This window comes from Floricoccus tropicus, assembly GCF_001832905.1.
Lineage (GTDB): Bacteria > Bacillota > Bacilli > Lactobacillales > Streptococcaceae > Floricoccus > Floricoccus tropicus.
Genome location: NZ_MKIR01000012.1, coordinates 77646 through 96412, shown reverse-complemented (window position 1 = coordinate 96412; position 18767 = coordinate 77646). Strand labels below are relative to the sequence as shown.

Below are 18767 nucleotides of genomic sequence, written 5' to 3'. Positions count from 1 at the left end.
GAAAAATATTTTCAAAGTATGCAGTAAGTAAATTTAATGTAAAATTTTTCTCAAAAACATTTAAAAATAAATTTTGGTGCTATAATCAGAATTATAATGAAAATGAATTGGGGAAAATTATGGAAAAACCAGTAAAACATATACCAAATATTGATTCTACACTAAGAAGTCGTGATTCTATCATATCAATGCCTAAGGTAATTTCTAAAGCATCAGGATTCATGATTAAGGGACGTAGAATAAAAAGTATTTTGTACTCTAATGATGTAACTGTAATTTCAAATACAAATGCGGATGCTATCTTAAATGTCTACCCATTTACTGCAGATATGGCGATTCTAGAATCAATCTTAAATGTTGCTAGAATGCCTGTTCTTGCAGGAATTGGTGGTGGTTTAACATCAGGAATTCGTTGTGCGACAAACGGAATGACAGCTGATCAAAAGGGTGCATCAGCAGTTGTTCTAAATGGTCCAGTAGATGAAAAAACTATTAAGCTTGTTGATTCATATATTGATGTTCCGATAATCTACACAGTACTAGATTATGAGCGTGATTTAGTTTCCCTACATAAAATGGGAGTTGATATTTTCAACGTAGCTGGTGGAAAAGACACAGCAAAATTAGTCAGGCATGTTAAATCATTTTTCCCAGTTGATGAATATCCTGATGTGGCAATCATCGCGTCTGGTGGCAAGAACGAAGAATCTATTCTAGAAACGATTGAAGCAGGAGCTAATGCCATTACAGTAACAGGTTATGGACTAGCAGAAGAGTTGTTCCACAAAAAAATGCAACATTACAGGGAAGATCATGAACTGTATTAGAAGAAAGTTGAGGCCTATGGTCTCTCTTTTAATTAATTTTTTTCCACCACTAAAAATTCTTATGGTATAATTAGACTTATGAAAAAAATACTAGTACTTTTAATAATAATTTTAGGAGTTGCTGCTGACCAATTTGTTAAATTTTGGACAGTGAAAAATATCCCCTTAGGAGATAGCATTCCTTTTATAAAAAATATCCTAAGTTTAACTCATCTCCAAAATACTGGTGCCGCATGGTCAATGTTTGAAGGCAAGCAGTGGTTCTTTACCATCATAACAGCGATAGCTTTGGTAGTAGGTACTTATTATTTGGTTAAAAATATCAATAAAAATAATGGAATTTCATATAGTATTGCTCTCATAATTGCAGGAACTCTTGGTAATTTCATTGATCGAGTGCGTCTTGGTTATGTTGTTGATATGTTCCAACTAGACTTTATTAATTTCCCGATTTTTAATGTGGCGGATTCCTTTTTAACTGTTGGATTGATATTGATTTATATTTGTATCTTTAGAGAAGATAGCAAGAAAGGAAAAAGTAAGAAAAAATGAAGATAATTGTAAAAGAAGCTGGCAGTAGACTTGATAAGGCTATGGCTGATCTAACAAAATACTCACGAACAGTTACTAATGAATTAATAAAAGATGGTCAAGTAACTGTTAATGGGAATGCTGCAAAAGCAAAATATAAAGTTCAAGAAGGTGATGTGATTGAGTTTACTGAGCCAGTTGAAGAAGTTTTAGAATACCTACCTGAAGACTTGTCCCTTGATATTGTATATGAAGATGATGATGTTGCAGTGGTCAACAAGCCACAAGGTATGGTTGTTCACCCATCAGCTGGTCATACATCAGGCACTTTAGTAAATGGATTGATGCATCAAATTAAAAATTTATCAGGGATTAATGGAGTTATTCGTCCTGGAATCGTTCATAGAATTGATAAAGATACATCAGGACTTTTGATGGTCGCTAAAAATGACTCTGCCCATGAAAAATTAGCAGAACAGTTGAAAGCAAAAACAAGCAAGCGTCGATATTTAGCTATTGTTCATGGTAATTTACCAAGTGATAAGGGAATGATTGAAGCCCCAATCGGTCGCAATCCTAAAGATCGTAAAAGTCAGGCAGTTATTGCGAGTGGAAAACCTGCGGTAACACGTTTTGAGGTTATTGAACGATTTAATGACTATACATTGATTTCGCTTGAACTTGAAACAGGACGTACTCATCAGATTCGTGTCCATATGGCTTATATTGGTCATCCAGTAGCAGGAGACCCATTATACGGCCCTAGAAAAACTTTGATACCAAACGAAGGACAATTTCTTCATGCTGAAGTTTTAGGTTTTGAACACCCAACTACTGGTGAGTGGATGGAGTTCACAGCACCAGCACCTGAAGTATTTCAAAAAGCAATTGAAAAATTAAGAGAACAAATTTAAGTTTTTATTTAAGTCTAAGTAGTACAAGAAATTGTACTGCTTTTTGTATATAAAATATAAATTTTAGTGTAGAATGTTGTTAAATACTAGTTTCATAAATTCATATAATTACATATAGATGGGTGAAAGAATTGAAAAAAATAATCAAACTAATAATAATTATGTTTTTCTTTGTTTTCGGGGGTGTTGGGGTATTCGCAGATTCAAAGTATGTACAGGATGATGCAAATATTTTGTCTGAAAGGACTATCTCAAATATAAATTCCTTAAATGAAGATATGAAGTACATGGACCATCACCCTGTTTATTTTGTTTATACACTAAATGGATTAAATGGTGAATCAATAGATAAGGTGGCTAGAAGAAAATTTAATAATTTAGGTTTAGGTTACAGTGGTTACAATTATGGAATATTACTTGCTATATCTCCAAATGATCGTAAATATTATTTTGCGATGGGAGCAGACTATAGTGGACCTATAAAAAGTAGTTTTGCTACTAAAATTGTTCAAGATGATCAATTTGTAATGAGCAAACTAAAAATGGGAAGGTATGATGACGCTGTAAATGACATAACGGATAATATCAGTAAATATTCGTTAAATTTTTCCCCAAAATTTAATTTACTGGATTGGCTAGCATATATTTTTCTCAATAAAAAAATTATTTACTTAATAATTATAGGATTTTTAATTTTTATTGGTGTCGTTATTATTTTTGACTTTAGGAAGAATAAAAAAAGAGAGGAAGAAAAGCAAGTCTCTATTGATCGGCTTGTTGAAATTTTTGCTGATAAGGGAATGGCAAATGTTATTCCGGATTTGAAAAATTATAATTTAGTATATTTTACTCCAATACAATATATTGATTTTAAGATGGGAACGATTACTGATGATACTAATAGAGAGAAGGAAATAGATTTATTAATTGAACGTTCTAAAATAATTGAGAATTTATATAATGATAGTTTGAGTATTAATCAAATTAAAGGATTAGATCAAGACCCTATATATATGAGTGATATCTCTTATGGGGAAAAATTAGAATGGTTAAAAGAAAAAATTGATAGAATTGGATTTAGTGATGAGATTGAAAATAAATTTATTCAAAGAAATGATGAAGTAATTAATAAGAAGATAGAAAATAGTTTATATAAATCATCTAAATATGAAAAGTTGGATGAAGAGAGGAAAAATTTAGTTTTCATAATTCTTAAATCCATGATTGTTAATGAATATAAAAGTAACATTACTTTTGAAGATCTTACTAATAAATTAACTGAGAAAGAAATGGATGATTATATTAAAAGAGCAATAAAAATAATGAAAACAGTTAAGAATGAAGGTTTAGAGACTCTTGCTACAGGATATACTAATTATAATTTATATAATACTGACTCACTTTATAGATATAATAATATTTGCAAATCGGTTGGAGATTATACTTCTAGTAATGACTCTAAATTAAATTTTGATAGTAGCAGTGGAGGTTTTGGCGGAGGATATTCTGATGGAGGCTCTGGAGGCAGTTGGTAAAAATGGAACATAACCAAAAAATAATTTTTAAATATAAATTTATTTAAAGTATGGAGGGCCGTAAGGTCTTTTTTAATAGAAGTTAATTGTTTATCAATGTATACCAATAAATTTATTTTCAATAATAAAAATTGTTATTGACATCTTCAATGTATTGTTTTATAGTATCTATGTTTTAAAAATAAATAATAAAAAAGTATATACCAATTTAAAGGGAGATATAGATATGTGTGGAATTGTCGGTGTAGTGGGGAATAATAATGCAGTAGATATTTTAATGCAAGGACTTGAAAAACTTGAATATCGTGGATATGATTCAGCAGGAATTTTTGTAAATAATGCTAAAGGAAATAAGAATTTAATTAAATCAGTCGGTCGAATTGCTAAATTAAGAGAAAAAATTGGTATGGAAGTTGCAGGTACAGCAGGTATTGGTCATACTCGTTGGGCAACACATGGTCAACCAAGTGAAGAAAATTCTCATCCACATGCAAGCGCTGATGGTGAATTTGTACTTGTTCATAATGGAGTAATTGAAAATTATTTAGAAATTAAAGCAGAATATTTATCAGACTATCCGTTCAAAAGTGAAACAGATACAGAAGTTGCAGTAGCTTTAATTGCAAAGTTTGCCAATGAAGGATTATCAATAATAGAAGCTTTCAAAAAAGCACTTCATATTATTGAAGGTTCATATGCTTTTGCATTGATGGATGAAAATGATTCTGATGTAATCTATGTTGCTAAAAATAAAAGTCCGCTTCTCATTGGTTTGGGTGACGGATATAATATGGTATGTTCTGATGCTATGGCAATGATTCGTGAAACTAATGAATTTATGGAAATTCATGATAAGGAGTTAGTAGTCTTGACAAAAGGTAATGTTGAAATTACTGATTATGATGGTAATAAAGTTGAGAGAGATTCATACATCGCTGAGCTTGACCTTTCAGATATCGGTAAAGGAACTTATCCTTTCTATATGTTGAAAGAAATTGATGAACAACCATCAGTTATGCGTAAACTTATTACAAAATATGTTAATGAAGATGGAAGCATGAATGTAGATCCTGAGATTGTAAAAGCAGTTCAAGATGCTGACAGAATTTATATTATTGCAGCAGGAACAAGTTATAATGCTGGTTATGCTTCTAAAAGAACTCTTGAAGCACTTACTGATACACCAGTTGAATTGGGTGTTGCTAGTGAGTGGGGCTATGATATGCCGTTATTATCGGAAAAACCATTCTTTATTTACCTTTCTCAATCAGGAGAAACTGCAGATTCACGCCAAGTATTAGTTAAAACAAATGAAAGAAAGATTCCAAGTTTAACAGTCACAAATGTTCCAGGATCAACTCTTTCTCGTGAAGCAACATACACAATGCTTCTACATGCTGGACCTGAAATTGCAGTAGCATCAACTAAAGCATATACTGGACAAATTGCAGCTCTAACTTTCCTTGCAAAAGCAGTTGGAGAAGCTAACAATAAATCAGAAGCATTTGATTTTGATTTAGTTAAAGAGCTTTCAATTGCAGCTCAATCAATTGAAGCTACTTTGTCAGAAAAAGAATTAATAGAAGAAAAAGTAAATGAAGTAATTGCTGATAGTAGAAATGCTTTCTATATTGGACGTGCTGAAGATTATTATGTTGCAATGGAAGCAAGCCTTAAGTTAAAAGAAGTATCATATATCCAATGTGAAGGATTTGCAGCAGGTGAATTGAAACATGGTACTATTGCTCTTATTGAAGAAGGTACTCCCGTAATTGCTTTAATTTCGAACAATCCAAAAGTTTCGGCTCATACTCGTGGTAATATTATGGAAGTTGCAGCACGTGGAGCTAATGTACTTACAGTAGTTGAAGAAAGTATGGCGAAAGAGGACGATGATATTATCGTTACTGAAGTTCACCCATATCTTGCTCCAATAGCAATGGTAATTCCAACACAATTAATTGCATATTATGCTTCAATTGCGCGTGGACTTGATGTTGATAAACCACGTAATCTTGCAAAAGCTGTTACTGTTGAATAATCTTATAAAAATTTAATACTTAAGAAGGTAGGAATAATTCCTGTCTTCTTTTTATATTTATGAAAATTTCAGGAAAATATGTGTATCTTTTTACATGATAAACTGAAAGTGCTATTATTATAGATTGTAAGGAGGCAATAAAATGAAAAAATATATTGCAGAATTTATTGGAACATTTATCTTAGTATTTGTAGGTACAGCAGCAGCAGTCTTTGGTGGCGGAGCAGCAGCAGGTTCAATTGTTAGCCTTGTTGGTATTGCACTAGCATTTGGTTTAGCTGTTATGATGGCAGCATATAGCATTGGAACCGTGTCAGGTGCTCATTTGAACCCAGCGGTATCAATTGCAATGTTTGTGAACAAAAGAATGGATATGACTGACTTAATCGGTTATATTATTGCACAAGTTGTAGGTGCATTTGCAGGTAGCTTAACACTTCTAGCTTTAGTTAATTCAGCTGGTGGGGATACAAAGGCGCTTGGTCAAAACCTTTATGGTGCGGATGCAATGATTAATGTTGGAGCAACTGGTGCATTTATCGTGGAAGCTGTTCTTACTTTTATCTTTGTACTAGTTATCATGACAGTAACAAGTCCCTCTCGAGGTAATGACAGTTTAGCAGGTCTTGTAATTGGTTTAACATTAACAGGTCTTCACTTTGTAGGTGTACCGGTTACTGGTATGTCAGTAAACCCTGCTCGTAGTCTTGCACCAGCAGTATTGGTTCAAGGAACAGCATTGAGCCAAATTTGGTTATTCATCTTAGCACCAATAGTTGGTGGTATACTTGCTGCATTAGTAGCTAAAAGCTTACTAGGCACAGAAGTTGACCCAGGTGATCAAGATCTTGACTTAGATTTAGCTAAAAATTAAGATTGAATGGAATTTATTCCATTCTTTTTTCTATTGATAATTACCAAAAAATTTGATAGAATAAGTAAAACCTTTAAGAATAGTCCAGAGAGGCTGTAAAGGTGTGCCAAATTGATTATATAGTATACACTCACTTTGTAGTGTAAACTTTTTCATAGACACACCCTGCCTTCTGGCAGGGTGTTTTTTGCTGAATATCACATTTGATAAGTTAAGTCTTATCTACTACAGAGAAATGAGGAGAGAAAAATGTCAGTTAAAGAAATCACAGATGAAATTACAATGAAACGTGCTATTACACGTATCACTTACGAAATTATTGAACGTAATAAAGATTTAGATAACTTAGTAATTGTAGGTATTAAAACTCGTGGAGTATATATTGCAAAAAGAATTCAAGAACGTCTTAAACAATTAGAAAATATTGATATCCCTCTTGGAGAACTTGATACAAATCCGTTCCGTGATGATAAAAAGACAGATGAAGATACTACATCAATCCCTGTTGATATTACAGGAAAAGAAATCATCTTAGTTGATGATGTACTTTATACAGGACGTACAATTCGTGCAGCAATCGATGCGCTAGTAAGTCTAGGTCGCCCTTCAAAAGTAAGCTTAGCTGTACTCGTTGACCGTGGACATCGTGAACTTCCAATCCGAGCTGACTATGTAGGTAAAAACATTCCAACAAGTCGTGATGAAGAAATCATCGTAACAGTAAGTGAAGTTGATGGTGAAGATAGCATTAAAATTAGAAAAGAAGACTAATACCAAGAAGGGATACAAACTAAATAATGGAAAAACCAATTTATGATGTCCATGACATGCCAAAACCAGGCTTGCTACTTGGATTAAGCTTCCAGCATTTATTTGCTATGTTTGGAGCTACTGTACTTGTGCCAATTCTTGTTGGAATTGATCCAAGTATCGCACTATTTTCAAGTGGACTTGGAACAATGGCTCATTTAACTGTCACTAAGTTTAAAGTTCCAGCATACATGGGTTCAAGTTTTGCTTATATTGGAGCAATGCAGTACTTACTTAAACATGACGGTATGCCTGCTGTTGCTCAAGGGGCAATGGTAGGAGGACTTGTTTACTTCATCGTGGCTATGATTGTAAAAAGAGCAGGAAATGCTTGGATTGATAAAATTCTTCCTCCAATCGTAGTAGGACCAGTAGTAATGGTTATTGGATTATCATTATCTGGAAATGCAGTTAATGATTCCATGAATCGTAATGGTGAATACTTCCTACCATATCTGATAATTTCACTATTCACAGTATTTGCGGTAATTCTCTTCAATATGTACGGAAAAGGATTTGTTTCAATAATTCCAATTTTATTAGGTATTATAGTTGGATATTTGTTCGCACTTGTAGTTGGAAAAGTAATTGGTCAACCAATTGTTGATTTTTCACACGTAACATCAAGTCCTTGGATTAAGGCACCAACATTTGATATTCCATTCCTGGATTACCAAGTTAAGGTTTATCCAAGCGCAATCCTTATGATGGCTCCAATCGCTTTTGTAACAATGACTGAGCACTTTGGACACATTATGGTACTTAATAGCCTAACAGGTCGTGATTACTTTAAAGATCCAGGTCTTGATAAGACTCTTGAAGGTGACGGACTTGCTCAAATTATTGCAGGATTCTTCGGAGCTCCTCCAGTAACGAGCTACGGTGAAAATATCGGAGTTATGGCAATTTCTAAGGTATACAGTGTCTTCGTAATCGCGGGTGCTGCAGTCCTTGCAGTTTTACTAAGTTTTGTTGGAAAAATGTCAGCATTGATTTCAAGTATCCCAGCGCCAGTTCTTGGTGGAGTAAGCATTGCACTCTTCGGTGTAATCGCTGCAAGTGGACTTAGAATCTTAGTTGAAAATAAAACAGACTTCAACGACAAACGTAATCTACTAATCGCGAGTGTAATCTTGGTATCAGGTATCGGAAACCTTACACTTCAAATTGGAAACTTCGCAATCACAGGAGTGGCCTTCTCAACAATCCTTGGAATCTTCTTAAATATGATTTTACCAAAGACCGCTGCAAATGAAGCAGGACATTAAGAAGCTCAAACATTAGAGAAGAAAATCATCTTATGATAAACTTAATTTTGGAAAATCATTTTCCAAAATATAGATCATAAGGGGGATAAAATGTCTAAGGAAATTTATGACATTACCATTATTGGAGCAGGCCCAGTCGGTCTGTACGCCGGATTTTATGCCGGTATGAGAAGTGTGAAAACACAAATTATCGAAAGTCTACCTCAGGTTGGTGGTCAATTACAGGCCATCTATCCTGAAAAATATATACACGACGTTGCAGGACATACAAAGGTGAAAGCTAGTGAACTAGTTGAGCAGTTGAGTAAGCAGGTCGAAAAAATGCCAGAAGTTGAAATTAAAGTTGGCCAATCGGTCACAAACATCGAAAAAGTCGGTGATAACTATCTAGTTACTACGGATAAAGGTGCTTATGAGACTAAGTCAATTATTCTTGCCACTGGAAATGGGAGTTTTAATCCCCGTCAACTAGCTGCAGATGTTGATAAAAATCTGGTAAATGAAGAAGAAAGAATTTTCTACCATGTAGATAAATTAGATAATTACAAGGGACTTGATGTAGTTGTGGCAGGTGGTGGTGATTCAGCCATTGATATTGCCATGATGCTTGGTCAAGTTGCCAACAAGGTCTACCTTGTTCATCGTAGAAAAGAATTTCGAGCTTTAGAAGAAAGTGTAAGACAACTTCACCTTTCAGGTGTTGAAGTTTTAACACCATATAAATTTAACAATATCCAAGATGCAGAAGATGCTATTGAGATAAATCTAACTAAGGTGAAGTCACAAGATGAAGAAAGAACAATTTCTGTCGACAAGTTGATAGTTAATTACGGCTTTCTAAGTGATAATAGCCACAGCAAAAACTGGCAGATTGACCTAAACAAGAATCGTGGATTGTATGAAGTTGATTCTTTAATGGAAACAAATATGCCACTAATTTACGCAATAGGGGATGGAGCTACATACCCAGGGAAATTAAAATTAATTTCCCAAGGCTTTGGTGAAGGTCCTACTGCAGTAAATCAAATTGTAGAAAAACTTTATCCTAAAAATTCAAGGATCGTTCATAGCACATCACTTTTTTAATGTAGAAAAGGAAATAGAATGATAAATCAAGATGGAAAACTTGCCTTACAACATCTAGTAACGATGGAAACTCTTTCCAATGAAGAGGTTATGGCACTTGTTGAAAATGCTCAGGAATATAAAAAGACTAATCCGTCTGCTCAGTCTTTGAAAGAAGAATTTGTAGCAAATATGTTTTTTGAGTCAAGTACGCGAACTCATAAGAGTTTTGAAGTAGCTGAGAGAAGACTTGGATACAAAGTGGTCGACTTTGATGCTTCAACGAGTTCGGTTAATAAAGGGGAGACTCTTTATGATACGGTACTTACAATGTCTGCCATTGGTATTGATGTTTGTGTCATTCGTCACCCACAAGATAGTTATTATGAAGAACTTATTGCAAGCCCAACTATTAAATCTTCAATCGTAAACGGTGGAGATGGAAGCGGACAGCATCCATCGCAATGTCTTCTTGATTTAATGACAATTTATGAGGAATTTGGTCACTTCGATGGTCTTAAGATTGCTATCGCAGGAGACCTGAGTCACTCACGTGTTGCAAAATCAAATATGATTATGCTTAAACGTCTAGGAGCTGAGCTTTATTTTATAGCACCTGATGAGTGGCACACTGATGAATTTGACGAATATGGTAAACATGTCCAACTTGATGATGTCATTGAAGAACTTGACGTTCTTATGCTTCTTCGAGTACAACATGAAAGACATCATGGGAGTGAAGAGTTTTCAGAAGCTAAATATAATAAAGAGTTTGGCTTAACTCATGAACGATACGACAGATTGAAGGACACAGCAATTATTATGCATCCAGCGCCAGTTAACCGTGGAGTTGAAATAGATGATGATTTAGTTGAAAGTCCAAAAAGTAGAATTGTTGAACAAATGACAAACGGTGTCTATGTTCGTATGGCAATCCTTGATGCAATCATGAATTACAGGAATCAGCAAAAGCTTGATGAGGAGAACAAATAAGAATGAAAAGATTATTAATATTAGAAGACGGTACAATTTTCGAAGGAACTGCCTTTGGAGCTGATGTTGACGTTACAGGAGAACTTGTATTTTCAACAGGAATGACAGGTTACCAAGAATCAATTACTGACCAATCATACAACGGACAAATCTTGACTTTTACTTACCCGTTAGTTGGTAACTACGGAATTAATCGCGATGATTACGAGTCAATTTCACCAACATGTAAGGGAGTGGTAGTACGTGAGAACGCTAGACTTGCTAGCAACTTCCGTAACCAAATGAGCCTTGATGAGTTTCTGAAAAGAAAAAATATTCCAGGAATTTCAGGAATTGATACACGCGCTCTTACAAGAATTATCCGTGAGCACGGTACGTTAAAAGCAACAATGGCAAATGTTGGTGATGAAATCGAGCATCTTGAAAGCCAACTTAAGGCAACAGTTCTTCCAACAAATCAAGTATCGCAAGTTTCTACAAAAACTCCTTATCCAGCACCAGGTACAGGTCGTAGCATCGTAGTTGTTGACTTTGGGTTAAAACATTCAATTCTGCGTGAACTGTCTAAGAGAGAATGTAACTTGACTGTAGTTCCTCATACTACAACTGCTGAAGAAATTATTGAAATGAATCCAGATGGAGTAATGCTTACGAACGGACCTGGTAACCCAGAAGATGTACCGCAAGCACTTGATATGATTCGTGGAATTCAAGGGAAATATCCAATCTTTGGAATCTGTTTGGGTCACCAATTATTTGCAATGGCAAACGGAGCAAAAACTTACAAAATGAAATTCGGTCACCGTGGATTTAACCATGCAGTTCGAGAAATTGCGACAGGTCGTGTTGATTTTACATCACAAAACCACGGATATGCTGTTTCAAGTGAAGACCTTCCAAGCGACTTGATGATTACACATGTGGAAATTAATGATGAAAGTGTTGAAGGAGTACGACACAAACGATTCCCAGCATTCTCAGTTCAATTCCACCCAGATGCAGCACCTGGACCACACGATGCAAGCTATTTATTTGATGACTTCATGGAAATGATAGATATATTCAAAGGTGATGAGCCTACTGTTTAGGATTTGAAAACAGCTGAGCATACGATTTATTAACTTTGAACTACAGTTCAAAGTCGTATGTGAGGCAGTTATGAAAATTCTAGTAGGCGAATCCCGTCAATGAAATATAAGTTAATCAAGAAATTAGCTTAACTCAGAAGAATTTATAACAAGGAGAAGAAATGCCAAAGCGTAACGATATAAATAAAATTATGGTAATCGGATCTGGTCCAATCATCATTGGTCAAGCTGCCGAATTTGACTATGCAGGAACACAAGCCTGTTTAGCTCTTAAAGAAGAAGGCTACGAAGTAGTTCTTGTAAACTCAAATCCTGCAACAATCATGACTGATAAAGAGATTGCTGATTCAGTATATATTGAACCAATCACTCTTGAATTTGTAAGCCGTATCCTCAGAAAAGAAAGACCTGATGCAATCCTTCCAACACTTGGAGGACAAACGGGACTTAACATGGCAATGTCACTTGCTGAATCAGGAATCTTAGATGAACTAAATATTGAACTTCTAGGAACAAAACTTTCAGCAATCGACCAAGCAGAAGACCGTGATCTTTTCAAAAAATTGATGGAAGAACTTGAACAACCAATTCCTGAAAGTGAAATCGTTCATACTGTTGAAGAAGCAGTTGATTTTGCTAACATCATTGGATATCCAATCATTGTTCGTCCTGCCTTCACTCTTGGAGGTACTGGTGGTGGTATGTGTGATAACGAAGAAGAACTTCGTGAAATTGCAGCCAACGGACTTAAATTATCACCTGCAACTCAATGTTTGATTGAAAAATCAATCGCTGGTTACAAGGAAATCGAATATGAAGTAATGCGTGATGCTGCTGACAATGCAATTGTAGTATGTAACATGGAAAACTTTGATCCAGTAGGAGTCCATACAGGGGATTCAATCGTATTTGCTCCAAGCCAAACACTTTCTGATATTGAATATCAAATGTTACGTGATGCAAGTCTAAAAATCATTCGTGCCCTTAAAATTGAAGGTGGATGTAATGTACAGTTAGCACTTGATCCACACTCATTAAACTACTATGTAATCGAAGTAAACCCTCGTGTGTCTCGTTCGTCAGCATTGGCATCAAAAGCAACTGGTTATCCAATTGCTAAACTAGCTGCTAAAATCGCAGTTGGTTTCACCCTTGATGAAATGAAGAACCCCGTAACTGGTACAACTTATGCAATGTTTGAACCAGCACTTGATTATGTAGTTTCTAAAATTCCACGTTTCCCATTTGATAAGTTTGAACATGGTGACCGTCACCTTGGAACTCAAATGAAGGCAACTGGAGAAGTTATGGCTCTTGGTCGTAACATTGAAGAAAGCTTACTTAAAGCAGTTCGAAGTCTTGAAGTTGGTGCTTACCATAATGAATCTGAAGAAGCAGAAAATGCTAGTGAAGATGAATTATATGAAAAAATGGTTAAAGTTCAGGACGACCGTATTTTCTACCTTTCAGAAGCAATTCGTCGTGGTATCACTATTAGTGAAATCGCTGAACTTACAAAAATTGACTTATTCTTCCTTGATAAATTAGCACATATCGTAGAAATTGAAGAACAACTTAAGACACAGGTTTTCAATCCTGAAGTTCTATACGAGGCTAAGAGAAATGGGTTTGCTGACCGTAAGATCGCTGATCTTTGGTCAATGACTCCAGAAAAAGTACGTGAAATGCGTGAGAAGAACGACATTAAACCAGTCTACAAAATGGTTGATACATGTGCGGCTGAGTTTGAAAGCTCAACACCTTATTTCTACTCAACATATGAAATTGAAAACGAATCAGTAAAATCTGATAAGGAAAGTGTTCTAGTTTTAGGATCTGGTCCTATCAGGATTGGTCAAGGGGTTGAATTTGACTATGCAACAGTACATTCAATCAAAGCAATCCAAAAACTTGGCTACGAAGCAATTGTTATGAACTCAAATCCTGAGACAGTATCAACTGACTTCTCAGTATCTGATAAATTATATTTTGAACCACTGACTTTCGAAGATGTTATGAACGTTATCGAACTTGAGCAACCAATCGGAGTTGTTGTGCAGTTTGGTGGTCAAACAGCAATCAACCTTGCTTCATCACTTGAAAAAGCAGGTGTTAAGATTCTAGGAACTCAAGTAGTTGATTTAGACCGTGCGGAAGACCGTGATGAGTTTGAGAAAGCCTTGAAAGATTTGGACATCCCACAACCTCCTGGTGCAACAGCAACTAACGAAGAAGAAGCAGTAGCAAACGCTAATGCTATTGGTTACCCAGTTCTTATCCGTCCTTCATACGTACTTGGTGGACGCGCAATGGAAATCGTTGCTAACGAAGCAGACTTACGTTCTTACATGAGAACAGCGGTTAAGGCGAGCCCAGACCATCCAGTGCTAGTTGACTCATACCTTGTTGGTCAAGAGTGTGAAGTTGATGCCATCTGTGACGGTGAAACTGTCCTAATCCCAGGGATCATGGAACATATTGAACGCGCAGGGGTTCACTCAGGTGACTCAATGGCCGTTTACCCACCACAAACATTTAGCCAAGAAACAATCGACACAATCGTTGATTACACAAAACGTCTAGCTAAAGGACTTAACTGTCTTGGAATGATGAACATCCAGTTCGTAATCCATGATAACAAAGTATATGTTATCGAAGTTAACCCACGTGCCAGCCGTACAGTACCGTTCTTGAGCAAAATTACTGACATCCCAATGGCTCAAGTTGCGACACAAGCCATCCTTGGTAAGAAAATCAAAGACCTTGGATACGCTGATGGTTTAGCACCAGTTAGCGATCAAGTTCACGTTAAAGCGCCAGTCTTCTCATTCACTAAGCTTCAAAAAGTTGATACGCTTTTAGGCCCTGAAATGAAATCTACTGGGGAAGTAATGGGTACAGATGATACTTTAGATAAAGCTCTTTACAAAGCCTTTGAAGCAAGTAATATCCACCTTCCAGAATTTGGATCAGTTCTCTTCACAATCGCTGATAGTGATAAAGATGAAGCCTATGAACTTGCTAAACGTTTCTCTGACATCGGATATAGCTTACTTGCAACAGGTGGAACTGCTAAGTTCCTTAACCAAAAGGGACTCAATGTTGAAGCCGTTAACAAGATTGGTGAAGCAGAAGATGATATCTTAAGCTTAATTGCAAGTGGACGCATCGCAGCAGTTGTAAACACTACTGGAACTGACCGTAACCTTGAAAATGATGATAGCTTATACATTCGTCGTGAAGCTGTAGAACGTGGTGTTCCACTCTTTACAGCTCTTGATACTACGGATGCTATCTTGAAGGTGCTTGAGACGCGTTCATTCAGCGTTCACAAAATCTAAATTTAGGCTTAAAATTTATTGCCTTACTTCGTTTACTTCGCTTCGATGAACGAAAGTTCTATCGTAAGCTTGTCGCCTCGTAATTCAATATTTTAATCTCTAAATTACTTAATTAGTTAAAATTAATCGCCTTACTTCGTTGCCTTCGTCTTGATGGACCAAAGTTCTATCTAAGGCTCGGCGCCTTGTAATTCAGTATTTTAAGCTCTAAATACTTGAATGACTTAAAATTAATTACTTTACTTGGTTGCCTTCGTCTTGATGAACGAAAGTTCTATCAACGGCTTGGCACTTAGTAATTCAATATTTAATCTTTTATCTAGTTAAATTGTGTAACGGTTTATATAAATTTTAATAATAGTGGTAATCAGGCTCTGGAATTGGAGTCTGATTCTCCATAGATGGAGAAAATCGGAAAGGAAAAACTTGTGATACTTAAGGAAAATCTGAAGATTGTCAGTCAAGAACAGATTGCACCAAGAATCTTTGAAATGAAGATGACTGGAAAAATGGTTTCTGATATGAACGTCCCTGGTCAATTTTTAAATATGAAAGTTCCAGATGCTAGTAAGGTTTTAAGACGTCCTATCTCAATTGCTGAAATTGATAAGGAAAATAATACTTGTTCAATTATCTATCGTGTTGAAGGTGGAGGAACAGCAATCTTATCAACTTTGCAAGCAGGAGATGAAGTCGATGTTATGGGACCTCAAGGTAATGGCTTTGATATTTCAATGGTCAAAGCAGGAGATCATGTCCTAGTAATCGGTGGTGGGATCGGTGTCCCTCCCCTTTACCAACTTGGAAAAGAGTTGAAAGAACTTGGAGCAGAGATTACCTTCCTCTTTGGTTATGCCAACTGGGATGTAATCATCTATGAAAAACTCTTCCAAGGATTAGGACAAGTATTCATCTCTACTGATGATGGTTCATATGGCGTTCATGGACATGTTGGTCACTTGCTTGATGCACTTGACTTTGAACCAACAGCAGTCTTCTCATGTGGAGCACCTGGAATGCTTAAGGCAGTTAACGAACGCTTTAAGGAACATCCTCACGCTTATATCTCACTTGAAAGCCGTATGGCTTGTGGTATGGGAGCATGTTATGCCTGTGTAGTTCCAAAAATTGAAAATCCAGAAACAAGTAATCTTCGTGTATGTGAAGATGGACCAGTCTTTAAAACAGGAAGCGTGGTACTATAATGACAGATAAAAATAGATTAGCCATTAAACTACCTGGACTTGACCTTAAGAATCCAATTATTCCTGCATCAGGGTGCTTCGGTTTTGGTCAAGAATATGCCAAATACTATAGCCTTGATGAACTAGGTTCAATCATGATTAAAGCAACAACTGAAAATGCTCGTTATGGAAATCCAACACCTCGTGTGGCGGAAACTCCAAGCGGTATGCTCAACGCCATCGGACTTCAAAATCCAGGGGTTGATGTTGTTCTTGCTGAAAAATTAACTTGGTTGGCTGATAACTATCCAACCCTTCCAATCATTGCCAATGTGGCAGGATTTTCAAATGAAGAGTATGCGACAGTGAGTCATAAAGTATCACAAGCACCAAATGTTACGGCGATAGAACTGAATATCTCTTGTCCCAATGTCGACCACGGTGGTAACGGTCTTCTAATCGGTCAGGTACCAGAACTAGCATATGCTGCGACTAAAAGTGCGGTAGATGCTTCATCGGTGCCGGTCTACGTCAAACTAACACCAAGTGTGGCAAACATCAACGACGTGGCTCAAGCTGTCGAAGAAGCCGGTGCGACTGGTTTTACCATGATTAACACACTGGTTGGTACGCGTTATGACCTTAAGACACACAAACCAATCATCGCTAACGGTCAAGGTGGAATGAGTGGACCAGCAGTCTTCCCAGTAGCCCTCAAACTTATCAGACAGGTAGCTCTTGCCTCAAACCTTCCAATCATCGGTATGGGCGGAGTAACAACTGCAGAAGATGCAATCGAGATGATGATAGCAGGAGCTAGCGCTATCGGAGTTGGTACTGCAAACTTTACTGACCCTTATGCCTGTCCAAATATTATTAAAGATTTACCAGGCGTGATGGATAAATATGGAATTGACAATCTACAAGATTTTGTAAATGGAATACAGGAGGAACTTCGTGGAAACTAGACCAGTAATAGCATTAGACTTTTCATCAGATAAGGAAGTCTATGACTTCTTAGAAAAATTTAAAGGACAAAGACTATTTGTAAAAATCGGAATGGAACTCTTTTATAAATATGGTCCTGAAATTGTAAAGCAAGTTGCTGAGAATCACGATGTATTCCTAGATTTAAAACTTCATGATATTCCAAATACTGTGGAACGTGCTATGGCAAACATTGCTGAATTGAATGTTGCTCTTACAAATGTTCATGCAGCTGGTGGAGTTGAGATGATGGAAGCAGCCCTTCGTGGTCTTGAAGGAAGTAATACAAAGCTAATCGCTGTAACTCAACTTACTTCAACAAGCGAAGAACAAATGCATGAATTTCAAAATATCCAAACAAGCCTACTAGATTCAGTAATTCACTATGCTAAATGTACTGAAAAAGCTGGACTTGCTGGAGTAGTTTGTTCTGCAAAAGAAGCAAGAGCCATCAAAGACGCTACCTCAGAAGATTTTATCTGCCTAACACCAGGAATTCGTCCTGCAGGTGCAGAAGTTGGTGACCAAAAACGTGTAGTAACACCAGCTGATGCTCGTAAAATTGGAAGTGACTATATTGTAGTCGGACGACCAATCACACAAGCAGAAAATCCAGTAGAAGCATATGAAAATATTATGGAACAATATAATTCTTAAGATATAAGAGGAGAAAAGGGAAATGACACTATCACAAGACATCGCAAAAGACCTATTAGACATTAAAGCAGTATTCCTATCACCAAAAGAACCTTTTACATGGGCAAGTGGAATCCAATCACCAATCTACACAGATAACCGCATAACAATTAGCTATCCTGAAGTACGTCGTCAAATCGCACAAGGATTTGCGGATGTTATTAAAGAAAAATTCCCAGATGTTGAAGTAATCGCAGGAGCAGCTACTGGTGGCGTACCTCATGCAGCATGGGTTGCTGAAATCTTAGATTTACCAATGGTTTATATCCGTTCAAAAGCAAAAGACCACGGTGCAGGAAATCAAATTGAAGGGCGCATTGAAAAAGGTCAAAAAATGGTAATCATTGAAGACCTAATCTCAACAGGTGGTTCTGTAATTGGAACAGCTGAAGCTGCACGTCGTGAAGGTGCTGATGTTCTAGGAGTAGCCGCAATTTTCACTTATGAACTTCCACGTGGAATTGAAAACTTTGAAAAAGCTGATTTACCACTAGAAACACTTTCTAACTATTCTGATCTTATCGAAATCGCTCGTGAGATTGGATATGTAGATGAAGATGAACTTGAGCTATTGAAAAAATTCAAGGCTGACCAAAATAACTGGCAGGACTAA

Annotated in this window: 16 protein-coding genes; all 16 read left to right on the top strand. The window is 36.3% G+C overall.

The window, feature by feature from the left end; genetic code table 11:
• Positions 1-119: 119 nt before the first annotated feature.
• Positions 120-827, top strand: coding sequence for a hydrolase (locus BG261_RS04075; protein WP_070791897.1), 708 nt, complete (start codon positions 120-122; stop codon positions 825-827).
• Between the two features lie 78 nt (positions 828-905).
• Positions 906-1379 (top strand): signal peptidase II, encoded by a 474-nt coding sequence (gene lspA, locus BG261_RS04070; protein WP_070791896.1) that lies wholly within the window; start codon positions 906-908, stop codon positions 1377-1379.
• Positions 1376-2272, top strand: a complete 897-nt coding sequence (locus tag BG261_RS04065) for an RluA family pseudouridine synthase (RefSeq protein ID WP_070791895.1) — start codon at positions 1376-1378, stop codon at positions 2270-2272. Before lspA ends, BG261_RS04065 begins: the two co-directional genes overlap by 4 nt.
• Before the next feature lie 131 nt (positions 2273-2403).
• Positions 2404-3807 carry a TPM domain-containing protein gene (locus BG261_RS04060; RefSeq protein WP_070791894.1) on the top strand — a complete coding sequence of 468 codons (1404 nt, stop codon included), beginning with the start codon at positions 2404-2406 and terminating at the stop codon, positions 3805-3807.
• Between the two features lie 226 nt (positions 3808-4033).
• Positions 4034-5848 carry a glutamine--fructose-6-phosphate transaminase (isomerizing) gene (glmS, locus tag BG261_RS04055; protein WP_070791893.1) on the top strand — a complete coding sequence of 605 codons (1815 nt, stop codon included), beginning with the start codon at positions 4034-4036 and terminating at the stop codon, positions 5846-5848.
• Between the two features lie 142 nt (positions 5849-5990).
• Positions 5991-6722: an MIP/aquaporin family protein gene (locus BG261_RS04050; RefSeq protein ID WP_070791892.1), complete on the top strand. Its 732-nt coding sequence runs from the start codon at positions 5991-5993 to the stop codon at positions 6720-6722.
• Positions 6723-6971: 249 nt separating this feature from the next.
• Positions 6972-7493 carry a bifunctional pyr operon transcriptional regulator/uracil phosphoribosyltransferase PyrR gene (pyrR, locus tag BG261_RS04045; protein WP_070787128.1) on the top strand — a complete coding sequence of 174 codons (522 nt, stop codon included), beginning with the start codon at positions 6972-6974 and terminating at the stop codon, positions 7491-7493.
• Between the two features lie 26 nt (positions 7494-7519).
• Positions 7520-8800, top strand: a complete 1281-nt coding sequence (locus BG261_RS04040) for a uracil-xanthine permease family protein (RefSeq protein WP_070791891.1) — start codon at positions 7520-7522, stop codon at positions 8798-8800.
• 90 nt (positions 8801-8890) lie between these two features.
• Complete coding sequence (locus BG261_RS04035) at positions 8891-9886, top strand: NAD(P)/FAD-dependent oxidoreductase (protein ID WP_070791890.1); 996 nt, start codon at positions 8891-8893, stop codon at positions 9884-9886.
• An 18-nt stretch (positions 9887-9904) separates the two neighbouring features.
• The gene (locus tag BG261_RS04030; protein ID WP_070791889.1) at positions 9905-10858 is read left to right on the top strand and encodes an aspartate carbamoyltransferase catalytic subunit; all 954 of its coding nucleotides are present in this window, start codon (positions 9905-9907) and stop codon (positions 10856-10858) included.
• 2 nt (positions 10859-10860) lie between these two features.
• Positions 10861-11946 carry a carbamoyl phosphate synthase small subunit gene (locus tag BG261_RS04025; protein WP_070791888.1) on the top strand — a complete coding sequence of 362 codons (1086 nt, stop codon included), beginning with the start codon at positions 10861-10863 and terminating at the stop codon, positions 11944-11946.
• A 161-nt stretch (positions 11947-12107) separates the two neighbouring features.
• Positions 12108-15287 carry a carbamoyl-phosphate synthase large subunit gene (gene carB, locus BG261_RS04020; protein WP_070791887.1) on the top strand — a complete coding sequence of 1060 codons (3180 nt, stop codon included), beginning with the start codon at positions 12108-12110 and terminating at the stop codon, positions 15285-15287.
• A 401-nt stretch (positions 15288-15688) separates the two neighbouring features.
• Entirely contained in the window at positions 15689-16492 is an 804-nt protein-coding gene (locus BG261_RS04015; protein WP_070791886.1) for a dihydroorotate dehydrogenase electron transfer subunit, read from the top strand.
• A complete protein-coding gene (locus BG261_RS04010) occupies positions 16492-17439 on the top strand; it encodes a dihydroorotate dehydrogenase (RefSeq protein ID WP_070791885.1) in 948 nt (315 codons plus the stop codon). The genes BG261_RS04015 and BG261_RS04010 overlap by 1 nt, the downstream gene beginning before the upstream one ends.
• A complete protein-coding gene (pyrF, locus tag BG261_RS04005; protein WP_233278897.1) occupies positions 17429-18115 on the top strand; it encodes an orotidine-5'-phosphate decarboxylase in 687 nt (228 codons plus the stop codon). Before BG261_RS04010 ends, pyrF begins: the two co-directional genes overlap by 11 nt.
• Positions 18116-18137: 22 nt before the next feature.
• A complete protein-coding gene (gene pyrE, locus BG261_RS04000; protein WP_070787119.1) occupies positions 18138-18767 on the top strand; it encodes an orotate phosphoribosyltransferase in 630 nt (209 codons plus the stop codon).

Bases quoted from the DNA above. Each gene is read 5' to 3' on its own strand.
- BG261_RS04010 (WP_070791885.1), top strand. From the start codon at position 16,492: ATGACAGATAAAAATAGATTAGCCATTAAACTACCTGGACTTGACCTT.
- lspA (WP_070791896.1), top strand. From the start codon at position 906: ATGAAAAAAATACTAGTACTTTTAATAATAATTTTAGGAGTTGCTGCT.
- BG261_RS04065 (WP_070791895.1), top strand. From the start codon at position 1,376: ATGAAGATAATTGTAAAAGAAGCTGGCAGTAGACTTGATAAGGCTATG.
- BG261_RS04030 (WP_070791889.1), top strand. From the start codon at position 9,905: ATGATAAATCAAGATGGAAAACTTGCCTTACAACATCTAGTAACGATG.
- carB (WP_070791887.1), top strand. From the start codon at position 12,108: ATGCCAAAGCGTAACGATATAAATAAAATTATGGTAATCGGATCTGGT.
- pyrE (WP_070787119.1), top strand. From the start codon at position 18,138: ATGACACTATCACAAGACATCGCAAAAGACCTATTAGACATTAAAGCA.
- BG261_RS04025 (WP_070791888.1), top strand. From the start codon at position 10,861: ATGAAAAGATTATTAATATTAGAAGACGGTACAATTTTCGAAGGAACT.
- BG261_RS04015 (WP_070791886.1), top strand. From the start codon at position 15,689: ATGGAGAAAATCGGAAAGGAAAAACTTGTGATACTTAAGGAAAATCTG.
- glmS (WP_070791893.1), top strand. From the start codon at position 4,034: ATGTGTGGAATTGTCGGTGTAGTGGGGAATAATAATGCAGTAGATATT.
- pyrR (WP_070787128.1), top strand. From the start codon at position 6,972: ATGTCAGTTAAAGAAATCACAGATGAAATTACAATGAAACGTGCTATT.
- BG261_RS04035 (WP_070791890.1), top strand. From the start codon at position 8,891: ATGTCTAAGGAAATTTATGACATTACCATTATTGGAGCAGGCCCAGTC.
- BG261_RS04050 (WP_070791892.1), top strand. From the start codon at position 5,991: ATGAAAAAATATATTGCAGAATTTATTGGAACATTTATCTTAGTATTT.
- BG261_RS04040 (WP_070791891.1), top strand. From the start codon at position 7,520: ATGGAAAAACCAATTTATGATGTCCATGACATGCCAAAACCAGGCTTG.
- BG261_RS04075 (WP_070791897.1), top strand. From the start codon at position 120: ATGGAAAAACCAGTAAAACATATACCAAATATTGATTCTACACTAAGA.